Raw genomic sequence first — 15,934 nt, 5'->3', positions numbered from 1 at the left:
CCGTCGTATCGTTCCGATACGGCTCCGGGACGTAAGTTGCCGCTATTTCAATGAGTTGTGTTCGGCGGAAAAATCTTTCTCATTTTCGGGCAAGCCGTCAATGCGCCTCGTCCCAGTTGCTGGCGGCGCGCGCGTCGACGCGCAGCGGCACGCGCATTTCGAGCGCCGGCATGGTGGCGTTTTCCATGACCGAGACGATGATGGGCATTGCCTTCTCGACATCCTCGTCCTCGACTTCGAAGATGAGTTCGTCATGCACCTGCAACAGCATGCGGACGCGATCGCCAAGACCGACTTCGGCCAGCGCCGGCTCCATCCTGATCATCGCCCGGCGGATGACGTCGGCGGCCGAGCCCTGGATCGGCGCGTTGATCGCCGCACGCTCGTTGAAGGCGCGCACGGATGCATTGGAAGAGCGGATTTCGGGGTAGTTGATTCGCCGCCCGAAGATCGTCTCGACATAACCCTTGTCGCGCGCCATCGCCTTGCGGCTTTCCATATAGTCGCGGATGCCCGGGAAACGCTCGAAATACTTCTTGATGTAGTCGCCGGCTTCCGAACGCTCGATCGACAGCTGGTTGGCAAGGCCGAAGGCCGAGATGCCGTAGATGATGCCGAAATTGATCGCCTTGGCGCGGCGGCGGACTTCGCCCGGCATGCCTTCGACTGGCACGCCGAACATTTCCGACGCGGTCATCGCGTGAATGTCGACGCCATCCTCGAAGGCCTTGGTCAGTTGCGGGATCTCGGCCACATGGGCCAGCACGCGCAATTCGATCTGGCTGTAGTCGGCGGAGATCAGCTTGTGGCCCGGCGTCGAGATGAAGGCGGTGCGGATCTTGCGGCCTTCGGCGGTGCGCACCGGAATGTTCTGCAGGTTCGGCTCGGAGGAGGAAAGGCGCCCCGTCGTCGTCGATGCCAGCGAATAGGAGGTGTGGACCCGCTTGGTCTCGGCGTGGACATAGCCGGGAAGCGCGTCGGTATAGGTGGATTTCAGCTTGGTCAGCTGGCGCCAGTCGACGATCTTGCGCGGCAGCTCGAAACCGGCAGCGGCCAGATCCTCGAGCACCTGCGCGGAGGTGGACCATTGCCCGGTTTTCGTCTTGCTGCCGCCGGCAAGGCCCATCTTGCCGAACAGGATATCGCCGAGCTGCTTCGGCGAGCCGATATTGAACCGCTCGCCGGCGAGCACATAGATCTCGTCTTCCAGGCGCGCGGCGCCCTGGGCGAGCTCGCCGGACAGGCGCGACAGGATCTGCCGGTCGACGGTGATGCCGCGCGCCTCCATGCGCGCCAGCACCGGCAGCAGCGGCCGTTCCAGCCGTTCATAGACGCTGGTCAGCCCGGCCGCGGCCAGCCGCGGCTTCAGCACCAGCCAGAGCCGCAGCGTCACGTCGGCATCTTCGGCCGCATAATGGGTGGCGCGGTCGATATCGACGAGATCGAAGGTGACGTTCGCCTTGCCGCTGCCTGCCACGTCCTTGTAGGGGATCGGCGTATGGCCGAGGAATTTCTCCGAGAGCGGGTCCATGCCGTGGGCGCCGGTGCCGGCGTCGAGCACGTAGGAGATCAGCATCGTGTCGTCGAAACTCCTGGTCTCGATGCCGTAGCGCTGCATCAGCAGGTAGTCGTATTTGAGGTTCTGCGCGACCTTGAGAACCGCAGCGTCCTCCAGCAAGGCCTTCAGCCGCGGCAGGGCATCGCGCATGGGGATCTGGTTGTCGGCAAGGCCGCCGCCGAGCAGATCGCCGACGCCGTTCTTATGGGCGAGCGGTATATAGGCGGCACGGATCTTCGTGCCGGTGGGGTCGGCGGTATTGTCGGCAATCGCCAGCGAGAAGCCGACAAGCTCGGCCTGCATGGCATCCAGCGACGTGGTCTCAGTGTCGAAAGCAACGAGGCCCGTGGCGCGCGCATCGGCGATCCACCGGTCGAGGGTGGCGAGATCGCGGATCGTGACATAGGCCGTATGATCGAAGGGCAGTGTCGCAAAGGCTTCGGCCCGCGCCTTGGCCAGATCGGCGGGCGAAAAGGCACCTTCGACTGAAGCCTTGGCCTTTACGCGCGGCAGCACCGGCACCGATTCGCCGGAAACCTCGGGGATGCCGCCGGCAACCGGGGCCGGCTCGGCCGCATCGAGATCGGGGCCATGGGCAGCCTTGCCCCATTCGACATTGACGATCGCCGGTTCGATGGCGCTCGCATCGCAATCGCAGACTTCGGCAACGCGGCGCGTCAGCGTCGTGAATTCCATCGTCTTCAGGAAGCCGATCAGCTTCGGGCCGTTCTGCGGCTCCAGCACCAGCGCGTCGAGATCGAGGTGGAGCGGCACATCGGTGCGCAGCCGCACTAGGTCGCGCGAGAGCCTGGCCATATCGATATTGGCGAGAATGGTTTCGCGGCGCTTGACCTGCTTGATCTCGGTGGCGCGTTCGAGCAGCGTGTCGAGATCGCCGTATTCCTCGAGCAGCTGGGCGGCGGTCTTCGGACCGATGCCGGGAATGCCGGGAACATTGTCGACGGAATCGCCGGTCATCGCCTGCAGGTCGATCATCTTTTCCGGCGGCACGCCCCATTTCTCGATGACATCGGGAATGCCGATCTGCTTGTCCTTCATGCTGTCATACATATGGACATTCGGGCTGACGAGCTGCATCAGATCCTTGTCGGAAGAGACGATGGTGACATCGGCGCCCGAGGCCTCGGCCTGGCGGGCATAGGTGGCGATGATATCGTCGGCCTCAAAACCTTCGGTCTCGATGCAGGGCAGATTGAAAGCGCGGGTCGCCTCGCGGATCAGGCCGAATTGGGGAATGAGCTCTTCCGGCGGGGCGGAGCGGTTGGCCTTATAGGCGTCGTAGAGATCCTTGCGAAAGGTCTTGGCGGAATAGTCGAAGATGACGGCAAGATGCGTCGGCGTCACCCCGACATCGGTGTTGCGCGCGTCGCGCAACAGCTTCCACAGCATGTTGCAGAAACCGGAAACGGCGCCGATCGGCAGGCCGTCGGTCTTGCGGGTCAGCGGCGGAAGTGCGTGAAACGCCCGGAAGATGAACCCGGAACCATCGACTAGGAAGAGGTGATCGCCTTTTTTCATGGCTGCATGGATAGCGCGGGCACGGGACGAGGTCCATATAAAGTTCGGCGGGCGACACGGAAGATTCCGCTCACCAAACTGTTACCGATTTGTAACGATCCCCCTCCCTTGAAAAACCACATTCTCAGGCACAAATCCATGTCACCGGCGCTTGATCGCGCCGCGGGTCTGATTACCGGCTTGTCCCCCGCCGCGTCAGGCTTGGACAAAGGCCTTATCCCCCTCTCCGGGCCTTTGTCCCCACTTTAAGGTCGCCATGGCCAACCTCCAGGCCATGGCGACTTTTGTTTTTCCAGACCCTCGAAATTATCATCGCCCGTCGCATATTTTGACGTATCGCATGCGATTTGCTGCATTGTCTCCGGGATGGTTTTGAGCCTAACTTGCAATCATGGGATTTAACCGCATGGATTCGGGAGCCTACCTTGCCAGCCAGCTGGCGAAGGGTTTTGCCCGCTCGCTGCATCAGCGCGCGGTCGGGCTCGGTTTTTCTCCCGGCCAGTTCCCCATCCTGCTGGAATTATGGGCCGAGGATGGGCTGACCCAGAAACAGCTTCTCGAGCGGGTCGACATCGAGCAGGCGACCATGGCCAATACGCTGTCGCGCATGGTCCGCGACGGTCTGATCGAACGCCGGCCGCATCCATCCGACAAGCGGGCACAACTGCTCTTCCTGACGCCGAAGGCCCGCGCCATGGAGGCAGAGGCGATCGAAACCGCACGCGAGGCCGACCTTGCGCTGTTTAAAGGTTTTCGGGTTTTCGAGCGCGAACTGACGCTCGAATATATCCGCCGGCTTCTGGAAAACGCCAAGGCGCTCTAAGCAGGATCATTCGCTGGGATTATTCGCTGACGAGGCGCGTGCGCCGTCGCGGCGGCATGCCGGTTCCCGCCTGTCCCGCCGGGACGTTTTTGCGAACGGCTGGTTTCATGCTCGGCTCGATATCCGGCTTGCCGAGCAGCAGGCCCTGCACCTGCGCGCAGCCTTCCTCGACGACGATCCGGCGCTGCGTCTCGGTTTCCACACCCTCGGTGACGACGGGCATGCCGAGGCTGTGGCCGAGACCGATAATCGCGCGCACGATCGATCGCGCCGCCGCGTCATGCTCCAGCACGCCGGTGAAACTCCGGTCGACCTTGATCTTGTCGAAGGGAAACGAGCGTAGGTTCGAGAGCGAAGAGTAGCCGGTGCCGAAATCGTCCATGACGATGTGCACCCCCAACTTGCGCAGGCGCTGCAGCGTTGCCACCACCCTGTCGCGATCGCGGATCAGCGCGGCCTCGGTGATCTCAAGCTCCAGCCGATCGGCGGCGAGCCCCGTCTCGTCAAGGACCGCCTCGACCCGTTCGCACAGGTTGGGCAGCATGAACTGCACCGGCGAAACATTGACTGCAATCGTCAGCGGCTGCGGCCAGCGCGCGGCCTCCCTGCAGGCCTGCAGCAATATCCATTCGCCGAGCTGAACGATCGATCCGCTTTCCTCGGCGATCGGGATGAAAATGTCGGGCTCGGTCATGCCGTGGCCCGGCCGGTGCCAGCGCATCAAGGCCTCGTAGCCGCTGATCTCGCCGCTCTGCGCGTTGAGGATCGGCTGATAGCTGACATGGAGTTGGTTGCGGATGATCGCGTGGCGCAGGTCGCTTTCGATCTGGCGGCGGTTGCGCGCCGCTTCGTCCATTTCCGCGTCGAAGAAGCAGGCCCTGCCGCGGCCATCATGCTTGACGCGGTAGAGCGCGGTATCGGCGTTATTGCAGAGTTCTTCGGCCGTGCTTCCATCTCTTGGATAGAGCGCGATGCCGAGGCTGACGCCGACGGCTGTGGGGTCACGGGCCGTGTCCATCTCGGCGGCGAATTCGTCGATGATATCGGCCGCAAGCTTTTGCGCCGCCGCCGGCTGCTGCCCATCGGACTGGATGATGGCGAATTCGTCGCCGCCGAGCCGGGCGATCGTATCGCTCTCACCGGCCACCCGGCGCAGGATAGCGGCGACCTTGCGGAGAATGCGGTCGCCTTCGGCATGGCCGAAGATGTCATTGACGGCCTTGAACCGATCGAGGTCGAGACAAAACAGCGCGACCTCGGTATTCTTGCGTTCCGCCACCTGCAGCGCCTGCCGGATGCGGGTGTCGAACAGCGACCTGTTGGGCAGATCGGTGAGCACGTCGTGATGGGCGAGATGCTCGATCATCTCCTCGGCCTGCTTGCGCTCGGTGAGATCGCGCACCGCCAGCACCTCGCAATCGCGGCCACGATAGACGATCTTGCTGGAGTTTACGTCCACGGCAATCTCTCCGCCGGTGCGAGTGTTCAGCAGCGTCTCGCCGGGCCTGTTCTCCCGGGGCGCCTGAACGGCCGTCAGCACGTCCGAGGGCGCCTTGCCCGAGAGATCGGCAAGCTTCCAGCCTGATAAGGCCTGGAACCGCTCGTTGACATCGATGATCCGGCCTTCGCGCAGGATCAGCAGCCCCTCCTGCGAGGCGTTGGCAAGTCCGCGCAGATCCGTCAGGTGGCTTTGGACGAAGACCACGGCAAGGGCGACCAGGATAAGAGCCGTTGCCGCCACCACGACGATCGCGGCAAGCACCCGGGTGTCGAGCACCAATGTCGGAACCCCCTTGCCGGGGTCCGGCACGAGGGTAATGCTGCCCATCGAAATGAAATGAAGAGTGCAGATGGCGAGGACGAAGACCAGTGATGCGCTGAAGAGACGCCTCATGCCCTTCAGATTGGAAAAAATATGGAAGGCGGCGCTCGACAGAAGCATTCCGGCAGCGACCGCCGTCAGTGTCATTGCGGGATCGTAGAGGATTACCGCCTGCGTCTCGATCGCCTGCATGCCAGTCAGGTGCATGGAGGCGATGCCGAGTGCCATCAGCACCCCGCCGCGGGTGGAGGAAAATCTTGCCTCACGTTGCGAGGCGGCGAAGATCGCCACCCATGAGCCTCCAACCGACAGGAAAAAGGAAAGCAGCGTCAGGTCGAGCGCGTAAGTGATCGGCGTGCCGCCATCATAAGCGAGCATGGCGATGAAATGCGTTGCCCATACGCCGGTGCCGAAGGCAAAGCCCGACGCGCCGATCCAGAGTTTGCGCTGCCCGGCGTCGCACTCCTGGGCCCGGGAATACAGCAGCATCGCCGCCATGGCGCCCACCAGGCAGACCACGGCCGCCACGATGACCAAGCGCCAATCGTGATTGTCGCGAATACAGGCAATGACCGAAAACATCTGCGCGCCCCCCGAACAGCTGGTTTTCGGCCGATGCTATTTAGGTTGTGCTAATTAACTGTAAATTGAATTAGATCTTTCTTTCTTATCGCAGCATGCCCCTTCCACAAGACCGAATTGCATCGTCTCGGCATGCTTGCGCGCTCCCGATTTTTTGCTTTTTCCGCCTCGCCTGCTTTCCCGGTTTGGTCTATCGTCCCGCCCAATTTCGAAAAGGAGTCGAAAATGGCCGACATACAACCGGTTCTTTCGCGTGCGGACCAGAATCTTTCATCGAGCCTCGAAAAACTGTTCGAGCTGCTGCGCATCCAGTCGATTTCCACCGATCCCGCCTACAAAGCCGAATGCCGCAAGGCCGCCGAATGGCTCGTCACCTATCTCGAAACGCTCGGCTTCGAAGCCTCCGTTCGCGACACGCCAGGCCATCCGATGGTCGTCGCTCACCATGCCGGCGCCTCCGCTGACGCGCCCCACGTTCTGTTCTACGGCCATTATGACGTCCAGCCGGTCGACCCGATCGAGCTTTGGGATAACGACCCCTTCGAGCCGTCGATCAAGGATGTCGGCGACGGCCGCAAGATCCTGACCGGCCGCGGCACCTCCGACGACAAAGGCCAGCTGATGACCTTCGTCGAAGCCTGCCGCGCCTATAAGGAGATCAACGGCGCGCTTCCCTGCCGCGTCACCATTCTCTTCGAAGGCGAGGAAGAATCCGGCTCGCCGTCGCTGAAACCCTTCCTCGAAGCCAATGCCGCCGAGCTCAAGGCCGATTATGCGCTGGTCTGCGATACCGGCATGTGGGACCGCGACACGCCGGCGATCGCCGCGGCACTGCGCGGTCTCGTCGGCGAGGAAGTCACCGTGACGGCCGCCGACCGCGACCTGCATTCCGGCCTCTTCGGGGGCGCTGCCGCCAATCCGATCCACATCCTCGTCGAGGCTCTCGCCGGCCTGCATGACGAGACCGGCCGCATCACGCTCGAGGGCTTCTACAACGGCGTCGAGGAAACGCCCGACAACATCAAGGCCTCATGGGAGACGCTGGGCAAGACCGCCGAGACCTTCCTCGGCGAAGTCGGCCTTTCCATTCCATCCGGCGAAAAGGGCCGTTCGGTGCTGGAACTCACCTGGGCGCGGCCGACCGCCGAAATCAACGGCATCTGGGGCGGATATACCGGCGAAGGCTTCAAGACGGTGATCGCCGCCAAGGCCTCGGCGAAGGTTTCGTTCCGGCTTGTCGGCACGCAGGATCCGGCCGCCATCCGCGAAGCCTTCCGCAGCTATATCAGTTCGAAGATTCCCGCCGATTGCTCGGTCGAGTTCCATCCGCATGGCGGCTCGCCGGCGATCCACCTCTCCTATGATTCACCGGTTCTGACCAAGGCGAAGACGGCACTGTCCGACGAGTGGCCGAAACCCGCCATCGTCATCGGCATGGGCGGATCGATCCCGATCGTCGGCGACTTCCAGAAAATGCTCGGCATGGAATCGCTGCTCGTCGGTTTCGGCCTCAGCGATGACCGCATCCATTCGCCGAACGAGAAATACGAGCTTGTCTCCTACCACAAGGGCATCCGCTCCTGGGTGCGGATTCTTCAGGCGCTCGCCGCCTGAACGAAAGGGCGTGCCAGATCGCAATAACAAAAAGGCCGGTTAAAACCGGCCTTTCGTCATCCGCTCGCTCAGTGCCAGTTCATCCGTGGTCAATGAGAAGCAGGTATTGCAGCCAGACTGCCGTCTAAAGGTTAACAGATCGTTAACGCATCGCAGAGCCGACGGCTTCACCTCCTGCGCGTTTGCGATTTCATCCGGCATATCGAAAATGCCATATCGCATCACAAAATCCCCCTCGTTCAAGCTGCGTTCATCGCGACCTGGATATAAACCATTGAAAGACAAGGAAAATGGCGGCGACCTAACAAATGCGGGCGATCGCTCTATCTTTCCTACAGATGGCATATGCCAAGAAAAGGCAGCGCCGCGCTGCCTGAAAACGCGCCAACCAGGAGTGAGAAGCGTGAAAAGTCTCATTGTTAAAATCGCCGCGGCTGGCCTGTTTGTGCTGGCACCGGTGATCGCACAGGCCGCCGAGGGCTACTCGACGGCGAACGTCAACATGCGAGCGGGTCCGAGCACCCGCTACCCAGCCGTCGCAGTCGTGCCTGCCGGTTCCCCCGTCGAAATTCGTGGATGTCTTTCCAACGTCAACTGGTGCGACGTCGAATTCTATGGCGGTCGCGGCTGGGTGTCCGGCCAATATGTACAGGCCGTCTACCAGCAACGCCGTGTCTATGTCGGTCCGCAATATTACCGCCCGCTCGGCATTCCGATGATCAGCTTCAGTGTCGGCAATTATTGGGACCGCAACTACCGCGACCGCGATTTCTACCGCGAGCGCGACCGCTGGAGCCGCGGCCCGGATTATTACTACCGTAACCGGGATCGGGATCGCGACTACGGAGACCGCAACCGGGATCGCGATTACGGGGATCGCAATCGGGATCGCGACCGGGACTGGCGCGACGACAATCGAAGGGACGACCGCAGAGACGAAAGCCGCAGGTCGGACCGTCGGGATGACAACAGAGGTAACACCAGGAGTTCGGATTTCCGCGACCTGCCGCAGTTCAAGGGCGGGAAGGCCGATACCTACAATCGCCCGGACCCCAGGGCTTCGCCCTTCGTCTGCCGCCCGGGCGATCCGTCCTGCGACTGAGATATCAGGAGCGGCGGCCGCAAGGCTGCCGCTTATCTTAATGACAGCGTCCTTCGCGCGGAAAAGGCGAGAAGGGCGATATAAGAAAAAGCCCGGCGCTCCCATGAGGGATGCACCGGGCCTGATGTCGATCGGCGCGTGTTGAGGGGAGACGGCCGATCATGCGCGGGACGTGAGGGGTTGAGGGGGTGTCCCGCTTCTTCCTAAACTATCGCGGACGCACTTGGTTCCGCCGACCGCTTAGAAGATTGCGGCGGCGTAGCGAAAGCAGCCCGCACAGTTCGGCGCAACGCCTGGTCAGCCTGGTTTCCTCGCTGCTCTCGAGGCAGCATTGCCGCGCGAAAGTAAGCACGCTCCAGGCGTGCGAAAGTCGGCGCAATGCATGTCAGATCGTGACAATTGCAACGACCGGCAATCATGCCTGCGGGAGGTCACCGACAATTGATGTGAGAGCATCGTGATGCTCTTGTCTTGCAGGATTCTTTGTTGCAGTTTTGAGACGTTGCGGATCGATTTTGATCCGTTCGAGGCTGGACCCTGATGACGCGAGACTACCTGGTTTTCCCAAGGCTTTTCGGCGCTCGGGCAGCCGTTATAGATGTTACCGTCTGGCATAAACACAACCCCCTCCTTCCTGTGCGACTGACCGATGGGGCGAACCTCAATCCTTCCGGCCAGATCTGGCGGCGCTTTCATCTCGGCGAATGGGAATATAAGCAGGACCCGGAAACGCTCGACGATTACGAAGCCCGCCAGTTCTGACATGCATAGAATTAAAGCGCAGCGCACGAAGCCGGAATGACGCACAGCGCTTTATCGGCGCGTTCTGCTTTACTTTCCATAATTAACACCCCGTTAAATCGCCGCATTTACAGTTCAGTCGGGTGACGGCGCCTGCAAGAGTGCCGTTGTGCGAAGTCACGCTTCGCGATCGAACATGGGGTGTGACCGGTCGGCGATGGCAGGCAGAAGCAGATCAGGCGACAGAATCGAACCGTCCTTCAGCGGCCGCCCGGCGCGCGACGATGACGAGTTTTCCCTTGATGCCGATGACCGCATTGCCGGAAGCCGATCCACTCGGCGCGGCGGCTCAAAACCGCCGCCGCAGCGTGCCGCCCCCCGGCGGCGGCGCGAGCCGCGGGAACGCGAAGGCGGCGGCTTGTTCGGCTTCGTGCGCCGCGTCATCTACTGGTGCGTCGTGCTGTTCATCTGGGCCGGCATCGGCGTTGCCGGGCTGGTGGTCTATTATGGCTCGCGCATGCCGAGCGCCAGCACATGGGCGATCCCGGAACGCCCGCCGAACGTCAAGATCACCGCCGTCGACGGCAGCGTCATCGCCAATCGCGGCGCCACCGGCGGCGAGGCGTTGTCGCTCGAAAACATGTCGCCCTATATTCCGGAAGCCGTCATCGCCATCGAAGACCGGCGCTTCTATTCGCATTTCGGCGTCGATCCGCTCGGCCTCGGCCGGGCGATCGTCACCAACTTCACGGCCGGCCACATGGTGCAAGGTGGCTCGACGCTGACGCAGCAGCTCGCCAAGAACCTCTTCCTATCCCCGGAAAGAACACTGGAACGCAAGGTGCAGGAGGTGCTGCTCTCGCTCTGGCTGGAGCAGAAATACACCAAGGACCAGATCCTTGCCATGTATCTCAACCGGGTGTTCTTCGGATCGAACGCCTATGGCGTCGAGGCGGCATCACGCCGCTATTTCAACAAATCGGCGCGTGACGTGAACCTCGGCGAGGCCGCGGTGCTGGCCGGTCTGCTCAAGGCGCCGTCGCGGCTTTCGCCGGCCCGCGATGCGGACGCCGCCAATGCGCGCGCCCAGCTCGTGCTTGCGGCAATGCGCGAACAGGGTTTCATCACCGATTCCGAGGTCAAGACCGCGATGTCGCAGACCCCGGCTTCGGCCAAGAGCTATTGGTCGGGCGCCGGGCACTATGTCGCCGACATGGTGATGGACGAGCTGCCGGGTCTGATCGGCGACGTCAAGGAAGACGTCATCGTCGATACGACCATCGACAAGTCGCTGGAAAAGAAAGCCGAGCAATCGCTGGTCGACGTGCTCGACAAGGAGGGCGGAAAGCTCGACGCTTCGCAGGCGGCCCTCGTCTCGATCGACGGCACCGGTGCGATCCGGGCGCTCGTCGGCGGCAGGGATTATGCGACGAGCCAGTTCAACCGGGCCGTCAAGGCCAAACGCCAGCCAGGCTCCTCGTTCAAGCCCTTCGTCTATGCCGCCGCGCTCGAAAAGGGACTGACGCCCTTTTCGGTGTTCAACGACGCGCCGATCCGCATCGGCGACTGGACGCCCGAAAATTACGAGAAGAAATACAATGGCGAGGTGACGCTGGCGACCGCACTTGCCAAGTCGCTGAACACCGTGGCCGCCCAGCTGGTGATGTATGACGGGCCGGACCAGGTGATCAAGCTTGCCCACCGGCTCGGCATCGAAAGCGAGCTGCAGCCGAATGCCTCGATCGCGCTCGGCACCTCTGAAGTGTCGCTGATGGAACTCACCGCCTCCTATGCCGCCTTCATGAACGGCGGCTATAAGGCGACGCCGCACGTCATCCGCCGGGTGACGACCGCCGAGGGCAAAGTTCTCTACGAAAATACCTATGACAGCCCGCCGCGCGTGCTGTCCGAGCAGATCGTCGCCGAAATGGATGCGATGATGATGGGCGTCATCGACAACGGCACCGGCAAGAGCGCCAAGATCCCCGGCTGGCAGGCGGCGGGAAAGACCGGCACGACGCAGAATTCGCGCGACGCGCTCTTCGTCGGCTTCACCAGCAACCTCACGACAGGCGTCTGGTTCGGCAATGACGACGGCAAACCGATGAAGAAGGTGACCGGCGGCGGCCTTCCGGCCAAAGCCTGGAAAGAATTCATGATCGCCGCCCACAAGGGTCTTTCGCCGGCGCCGCTGTTCGGCAACGGCCAGTTGATCGCCGATCCGAACAGTGGTCAACCGATGGCGCAGGCAGCCCCTGGTAATGGACAAGCGGGCGATGGACAATCGGGCAGCGGGCAGCCGATGACCGCCGAGGCGCCGCCTTCGACGATCGGCGGCATTATATCAGGCGTCTTCGGCGGCGACGACAGCGCCAACCGCTATCCGCAGGCGCCTGTGCGGCAACAGGGCGCGACCTCCGGCAACGGGCCGGTTCCTCCCGCCGACGTTGCCGAAGGCGGCTACGACAGCATGGTGCCGCCCGGCGATGTCGGGGGGCCGCAATCGACCTCTTCGGTCCAGCCGCGGCGCACCACCCTGCTCGATCTGATCATGGGCCAATGAGATCTTTGGCTGCATCGCCGACACAAGCCGGACGCGCCGGAAATCGGCCGCGTCCCGGACGGCGGGCGGCCTCTTTCCCGATGACTATAAAAATTGAATGCAACACATTCGTTTTGCTGGATTCCGGGCCATTTCTCGCCTTGCAGTCCAGAAAACCGCTCCTTATATACGCCGCATCACCGCAATCACGATTGCGTAATCTTAAGTAGACCCATCCCGTAAGGGGCTGTCAGGGAATGCCTTCTCGGGGTTCAGACAGCTTGCTTCAAGGAGAGAATGACATGGCAAAAGTAATTGGTATCGACCTTGGAACGACGAATTCCTGCGTCGCAGTCATGGACGGCAAGGACGCGAAGGTTATCGAGAATGCGGAAGGTGCACGCACGACCCCTTCCATGGTGGCATTTTCCGATGATGGCGAACGCCTCGTCGGTCAGCCGGCCAAGCGCCAGGCGGTCACCAACCCGACGAATACGCTCTTTGCAGTCAAGCGCCTGATCGGCCGCCGCTACGAAGATCCGACCGTCGAGAAGGACAAGCACCTCGTTCCCTTCACCATCGTCAAGGGCGACAATGGCGACGCCTGGGTCGAAGCCAATGGCAAGGGCTACTCGCCCGCACAGATTTCCGCGATGATCCTTCAGAAGATGAAGGAAACCGCCGAATCCTATCTCGGCGAAAAGGTCGAGAAGGCCGTCATCACCGTTCCCGCCTATTTCAACGACGCGCAGCGCCAGGCAACCAAGGATGCCGGCCGCATCGCCGGCCTTGAAGTTCTGCGCATCATCAACGAGCCGACCGCTGCCGCACTTGCCTACGGCCTCGACAAAAAAGAAGGCAAGACGATTGCCGTCTACGACCTTGGTGGCGGTACCTTCGATATCTCGATCCTCGAGATCGGCGACGGCGTCTTCGAAGTGAAGTCCACCAACGGCGATACTTTCCTCGGCGGTGAAGACTTCGACATGCGTCTGGTCGAATATCTCGTCGGCGAATTCAAGCGCGACAACGGCATCGACCTGAAGAACGACAAGCTTGCCCTGCAGCGCCTCAAGGAAGCTGCCGAAAAGGCGAAGATCGAGCTTTCGTCCTCGCAGCAGACCGAAATCAATCTGCCGTTCATCACGGCCGACGCCTCCGGCCCGAAGCACCTGACGCTGAAGCTGACCCGCGCCAAGCTCGAGAGCCTGGTCGACGATCTCGTCCAGCGCACGATCGCACCGTGCAAGGCAGCCCTCAAGGATGCCGGCGTCACCGCCGCCGAAATCGACGAAGTGGTTCTCGTCGGCGGCATGAGCCGCATGCCGAAGGTCCAGGAAGTCGTCAAGCAGTTGTTCGGCAAGGAGCCGCACAAGGGCGTCAACCCGGATGAAGTGGTTGCACTCGGCGCCGCCATCCAGGCCGGCGTTCTGCAGGGCGATGTCAAGGACGTGCTGCTGCTCGACGTCACCCCGCTGTCGCTCGGCATCGAGACACTCGGCGGCGTCTTCACCCGCCTGATCGAACGCAACACGACGATCCCGACGAAGAAGAGCCAGACCTTCTCGACGGCCGAAGACAACCAGCAGGCCGTGACCATCCGCGTTTCGCAGGGCGAGCGTGAAATGGCTGCCGACAACAAGCTGCTCGGCCAGTTCGACCTCGTCGGCCTGCCGCCGTCGCCGCGCGGCATGCCGCAGATCGAAGTCACCTTCGACATCGACGCCAACGGCATCGTGCAGGTTTCGGCCAAGGACAAGGGCACCGGCAAGGAACAACAGATCCGCATCCAGGCTTCCGGCGGTCTTTCCGACGCCGACATCGAGAAGATGGTGAAGGATGCCGAAGCCCATGCCACCGAGGACAAGAAGCGTCGCGAGGCCGTCGAAGCCCGGAACCAGGCCGAAAGCCTGATCCATTCTACGGAAAAGTCGCTGAAGGATTACGGCGACAAGGTTTCCGAGGCTGACCGCACTGCGATCTCGGATGCGATCGCCGCGCTGAAGACGGCTTCGGAAGCGACCGAGCCGGATGCCGACGACATCAAGGCGAAGACCCAGACGTTGATGGAAGTGTCGATGAAGCTCGGCCAGGCGATCTATGAAGCGCAGCAGGCCGAAGGCGGCGCAGCTGCCGGCGATGCCTCGGCGGAAGGCGGCGACAATGTCGTCGACGCCGACTACGAGGAAATCAAGGACGACGACCGCAAAAAGTCCGCGTAATCCGCGACGGCGTGGTTATGCTTCAACACCTGATCCGGCTGCTCACCATGGCAGCCGGAAATCCATTTCCGGGGTTTAATCCTTAATGGCAAAAGCGGACTTTTACGAAACTCTGGGTGTAGCCAAGACGGCGGATGAGAAAGAGCTGAAGAGCGCCTTCCGCAAACTGGCGATGAAATTCCATCCGGATAAAAACCCGGATGACAAGGACGCCGAACGCAAGTTCAAGGAGATCAACGAAGCCTACGAGATGCTCAAGGACCCGCAGAAGCGGGCGGCCTATGATCGTTATGGTCATGCGGCGTTCGAGCATGGCGGCATGGGCGGCGGTGGCGGCGGCGGATTTGCCGGCGGCGGCTTCTCCGACATCTTCGAGGATATTTTTGGCGAGATGATGGGTGGCGGGCGTGCACGCCAGCGCTCGTCGGGCGGCCGCGAACGCGGCGCCGATCTTCGCTACAACATGGAGATCACGCTGGAAGAGGCTTTCTCCGGCAAGACGGCGCAGATCCGCGTTCCCACCTCGATCACCTGCGACGTCTGTTCGGGTTCGGGCGCCAAGCCCGGCACGCAGCCGAAGAATTGCGGCACCTGCCAGGGAAGCGGGCGCGTGCGCGCCGCACAGGGCTTCTTCTCGATCGAGCGGACCTGCCCGACCTGCCACGGCCGCGGCCAGATCATTCCCGATCCCTGCCCGAAGTGCCACGGCCAGGGCCGGGTGACGGAAGAGCGCTCGCTCTCGGTCAATATCCCCGCCGGCATCGAGGACGGCACACGCATCCGCCTGCAGGGCGAAGGCGAAGCCGGCGCCCGCGGCGGACCGGCAGGCGACCTTTATATCTTCCTGTCGGTGAAGCCGCATGAATTCTACCAGCGCGACGGCGCCGATCTCTATTGCGCCGTTCCGATCTCGATGACGACGGCTGCTCTCGGCGGCACCTTCGACGTGGCAACGCTCGACGGCACCAAGTCGCGCGTCAGTGTGCCCGAAGGCACGCAGGCGGGCAAACAGTTCCGCCTGAAGAGCAAGGGCATGCCGGTGCTGCGTTCGGCGCAGACAGGCGATCTCTACATCCAGATCCAGATCGAGACGCCGCAAAAGCTGACCAAGCGCCAGCGCGAGCTGCTGCAGGAATTCGAGCAGTTGTCCTCCAAGGAGAACAATCCCGAATCGACGGGCTTCTTCGCCCGGATGAAGGAATTCTTCGAAGGCTGAGCCGATCGATAGAGCATCTCGAAAGCCGGGGACGGAGACGTCTCCGGCTTTTCTCGTTTCAGCAGATCCCGATTTGAGACACTTGCCGTTCGACGCCGCCGGTTTGTCCCAGATCGGTACGGCGATGGGTCGGCTCATGACTTGCGTTAACGCAGCCGCGTGATGCCGCTTGC

At 62.1% G+C, this 15,934-nt stretch carries 9 protein-coding genes; 7 read left to right on the top strand and 2 right to left on the bottom strand.

Translation table 11 applies throughout. The features are described from left to right. Positions 1–97: 97 nt before the first annotated feature. Entirely contained in the window at positions 98–3,097 is a 3,000-nt protein-coding gene (gene polA / locus CO657_RS21160) for a DNA polymerase I (RefSeq protein ID WP_054182183.1), read from the bottom strand. Positions 3,098–3,503: 406 nt separating this feature from the next. On the opposite strand from polA, the gene CO657_RS21150 reads away from it, so the two are divergent. After that, on the top strand, positions 3,504–3,920 hold the full coding sequence (locus tag CO657_RS21150; protein ID WP_003583451.1) for a MarR family winged helix-turn-helix transcriptional regulator: 417 nt from the start codon (positions 3,504–3,506) through the stop codon (positions 3,918–3,920). Between the two features lie 19 nt (positions 3,921–3,939). Here the strand turns inward: CO657_RS21150 and CO657_RS21145 are convergent, their stop codons facing one another. Continuing rightward, a complete protein-coding gene (locus CO657_RS21145; RefSeq protein WP_054182184.1) occupies positions 3,940–6,324 on the bottom strand; it encodes a bifunctional diguanylate cyclase/phosphodiesterase in 2,385 nt (794 codons plus the stop codon). 225 nt (positions 6,325–6,549) lie between these two features. Between CO657_RS21145 and CO657_RS21140 the strand changes: the two genes are divergently transcribed. The 6 genes from CO657_RS21140 to dnaJ all read left to right on the top strand — a co-directional run bounded on the left by CO657_RS21140 (position 6,550) and on the right by dnaJ (position 15,761). Then, positions 6,550–7,938: a dipeptidase gene (locus CO657_RS21140; protein WP_054182270.1), complete on the top strand. Its 1,389-nt coding sequence runs from the start codon at positions 6,550–6,552 to the stop codon at positions 7,936–7,938. A 403-nt stretch (positions 7,939–8,341) separates the two neighbouring features. After that, entirely contained in the window at positions 8,342–9,040 is a 699-nt protein-coding gene (locus CO657_RS21135; RefSeq protein ID WP_054182186.1) for an SH3 domain-containing protein, read from the top strand. Positions 9,041–9,580: 540 nt separating this feature from the next. Then, the gene (locus CO657_RS21130) at positions 9,581–9,802 is read left to right on the top strand and encodes a hypothetical protein (protein WP_012559505.1); all 222 of its coding nucleotides are present in this window, start codon (positions 9,581–9,583) and stop codon (positions 9,800–9,802) included. A gap of 196 nt (positions 9,803–9,998) precedes the next feature. After that, positions 9,999–12,344, top strand: a complete 2,346-nt coding sequence (locus tag CO657_RS21125; RefSeq protein WP_054182187.1) for a transglycosylase domain-containing protein — start codon at positions 9,999–10,001, stop codon at positions 12,342–12,344. Positions 12,345–12,625: 281 nt separating this feature from the next. Beyond that, positions 12,626–14,545, top strand: a complete 1,920-nt coding sequence (gene dnaK / locus CO657_RS21120) for a molecular chaperone DnaK (protein WP_003589308.1) — start codon at positions 12,626–12,628, stop codon at positions 14,543–14,545. Positions 14,546–14,630: 85 nt separating this feature from the next. After that, a complete protein-coding gene (gene dnaJ, locus CO657_RS21115; RefSeq protein ID WP_012559503.1) occupies positions 14,631–15,761 on the top strand; it encodes a molecular chaperone DnaJ in 1,131 nt (376 codons plus the stop codon). The last annotated feature ends 173 nt before the right edge of the window (positions 15,762–15,934 follow it).

The sequence above is a fragment of the Rhizobium acidisoli genome (genome assembly GCF_002531755.2).
GTDB lineage: Bacteria > Pseudomonadota > Alphaproteobacteria > Rhizobiales > Rhizobiaceae > Rhizobium > Rhizobium acidisoli.
The sequence above is the reverse complement of the archived record's forward strand: the minus strand, read 5'-3'. Positions and strand labels throughout refer to the sequence as shown.